This is a genomic window from Mesorhizobium sp. M4A.F.Ca.ET.050.02.1.1 (assembly GCF_003997725.1).
In the GTDB taxonomy this organism is placed as follows: domain Bacteria; phylum Pseudomonadota; class Alphaproteobacteria; order Rhizobiales; family Rhizobiaceae; genus Mesorhizobium.
The window spans coordinates 1-2,498 of sequence record NZ_RZSG01000841.1 but is presented as its reverse complement, the minus strand read 5'-3'; the positions used below and the strand labels follow the sequence as shown (position 1 = coordinate 2,498).

At 66.2% G+C, this 2,498-nt stretch carries 1 protein-coding gene and 2 pseudogenes; all 3 read right to left on the bottom strand.

The window, feature by feature from the left end; genetic code table 11:
- Positions 1-533 (bottom strand): annotated as a pseudogene (locus EOA33_RS32040) (hypothetical protein); the annotation flags it as partial.
- A 613-nt stretch (positions 534-1,146) separates the two neighbouring features.
- Positions 1,147-1,626 carry a DUF2231 domain-containing protein gene (locus EOA33_RS32035; protein WP_245455521.1) on the bottom strand — a complete coding sequence of 160 codons (480 nt, stop codon included), beginning with the start codon at positions 1,624-1,626 and terminating at the stop codon, positions 1,147-1,149.
- Positions 1,627-1,746: 120 nt separating this feature from the next.
- Positions 1,747-2,498, bottom strand: a pseudogene (locus tag EOA33_RS32030) (monooxygenase); the annotation flags it as partial.

The following is a 2,498-nucleotide window of genomic DNA, read 5'->3' as shown; positions in this document are numbered from 1 at the left end:
GGTCCGAAGCGCACCGATGCCGGGCCCTGCTGGTCGGGCAGGCGAACCGGTTCGGCGAAGCGGGCATCGGCCGGCAGGCTGGCCAGCAGGACCGGCTTGTCCTGCGCGCGGGCAAAGGCATCCGCCAACTTTTGCGGCGACAGCTTTGCGCTGGCGACGACGCTGTCGAAGCGGTCGGCCGGGGCAGTACGCGCCACGGTTTCCGGCGCGGCCGTCCTCGGCGCGACGCTATCGGGCCTTGCCGCAGGACGCAGGCGCGCCATCTTGCCGTCATGCGAGAAATTCGAGGCCTGGCGCAGGCAGGCAGCATCGCAACGCCCGAGGAGCGCCTGCCGGTGCCGGGCATCCGCCGGGAGCGAAAGCGCCCAGGAACTGGCGAGCGCGCGGCGCGGATCGGCAAGCGCGATGGTGCCCGGCGCAAGCAGGCTCGGCGGCAATCGGTTGGAGGCAGCGGTGAGCGAGGTGCCCATCGAATAAAGGCCAGCCAGGGTCGCCACGGACCACAGGGCGAGCGCGGCGCCAACAGCAGGCACCACAACCCAAAGATGACCACCAGATGTCTTCGAAGCTACCCCCTCTTCAGGAGCGTCACCCCGGTACTTCAAACGCAAAAACGCCATACGACCACTCTCAATCGGCATGCCGGTTCGCGGACCTGGCACCCGTCACGATCACAGTTCGCCTGGTGCCCCCTGCACCTTCACGCGTCTGTTGCCGATTGATTCAAAAGATGGACAAAGATGGTTAACCAATCCCTCCACCAGTCGCCGATACGGCGACGGTCCATACGAAAAAAGAGCCCTCCACGGTCTGCGCCACGGTAAAAATGCTCTCCCTCACCCGCTTTGCTGCCCGTTTTTCAAGCCTCTGTCAAGAAAGCGTGAAGATCGGAACCGCAGCAACTCGGGCCGGTACAGGGCGTTTGAGGTCGAAATGCGACCGCCCGGCTGGCATTGGAACACGTCGGTCGAAGATATGCTGGGCCAGCAGGCCAGGCGGTCGAAAGATATTGCGGAGACGGATCTGACCCAAAAAGTCACCTCCGCCCGGAGCGGAGGCGACGACGAAACTCTCGCGCCGCGAACCCGGTCGCCGGCGGCGCGTGCTCACATGCTCATGGCCAGGTCCCGACTATGCTCGCAGCGTTCAGCGCGTTTCGTCGGATCCGTCGGCGACGCCGACATGATGCCGGTAGACCATGCCCCAGCCCTTCCAGCCGGTGAACAGGAGGATGAGGACTACGATCAGCGACAGCACCAGGCCGACCGGCACCACTGCCGCCTCGCCCTGGGCATATCGCGAGTACCAGTTGTAAAGCTCGACCAGCACGACAATGGCGTTGCCGCCAGCGTGCAGCCATGCATCGCGAAGGTTGCGGATCCGGGTATCGCCCAGCACATCGGTAAGGCCGGCAAGAGCGGCCAGCGCGGCCATGACCAGACCGGCCCCCAGCAGCCAGAGCGAAGCGGTGACCCAGCCCGGATTGCCGGTTCGCCAGAAGATGAGGTCGCACACGAAGGTGGCGACGAAAAAGGCGATCGGGAACGGTATCAGCATTGCATGGACAGGATGGCCGGCAATGCTTGCGGTGCTGTGCGGATTGTGGGTGATCGGGTCGCGCGTCATCGTAATGCCTCCCGCAGGCGTGGCGAGCGCCGCCTCGGCCACATACTCATCACCGGGCCTGGCGGCAAAAAGCCGGATACGAACCGAACTCGGACAGGTGCGGAATGTTCCGCAGTCCCGTTACTCCAGGGGCGCCTGTCGGCTTGGAGTTGGGCGTCCTTCGACCAAACCGGGGACGGGTTTCGTCTTGCCGCTCAGCCGTGCGCCCAAGGTCAGCGCCAGCGGAAAATTGCGGACAACCGCTTCCATCAGCGCGGCGCCGCCGGGACCAAGGGCGATGCGGGCAATGGCTTCGGCGGCAAGGATCCGCGTCGAGAACAAGCCTCTCCAGGCCGCCTCGTAGCGTCTGCCCGCCGCTTGGCGTCCCGCCTGTCCGGCCTGAGCGTCGTCGAGTTGCCGCGCCAGGAGCCAGCCGGACTGAAGCGCCATCGATATGCCCTCGGCGATGATCGGGTGCGACTCGCCGGCGGCATTGCCGGCGCGGAAGATGTCCCCTTCGTAGCCGGCGCGGATGCCTGGCCGGATCGGACCGGCGGCGAGCCACGGACCGTCGGCGCTGGCTTCCTCAAGGGCCTCCCTGACGCCCCGGCATGTCGCCATAAGATGATGCTCGACGGCCTCGGCCGCCGAGACGTGGCCGCCGCGCTCGGCGGCAAGGCCGCTGCGCAGCAGGGCGAGCCTATCGCGCCTTATGCAGCACGAGATCGACATGCGGCCATGATCGGCCGTGACCATGCCGCCATAGCCGCCGGGAAACGTGATGAGCGGCATCAGGTCGGGCGCCAGGGACGATCCGGTGAAATGCGCCTTGAAGCCGAGCAGGTCGGAGGGGCGGCTTTTCTTTTCGAGCTGGCTCGGCAGCGGTCCAGGCT

Bases quoted from the DNA above. Each gene is read 5' to 3' on its own strand.
- EOA33_RS32035 (WP_245455521.1), bottom strand. From the start codon at position 1,626: ATGACGCGCGACCCGATCACCCACAATCCGCACAGCACCGCAAGCATT.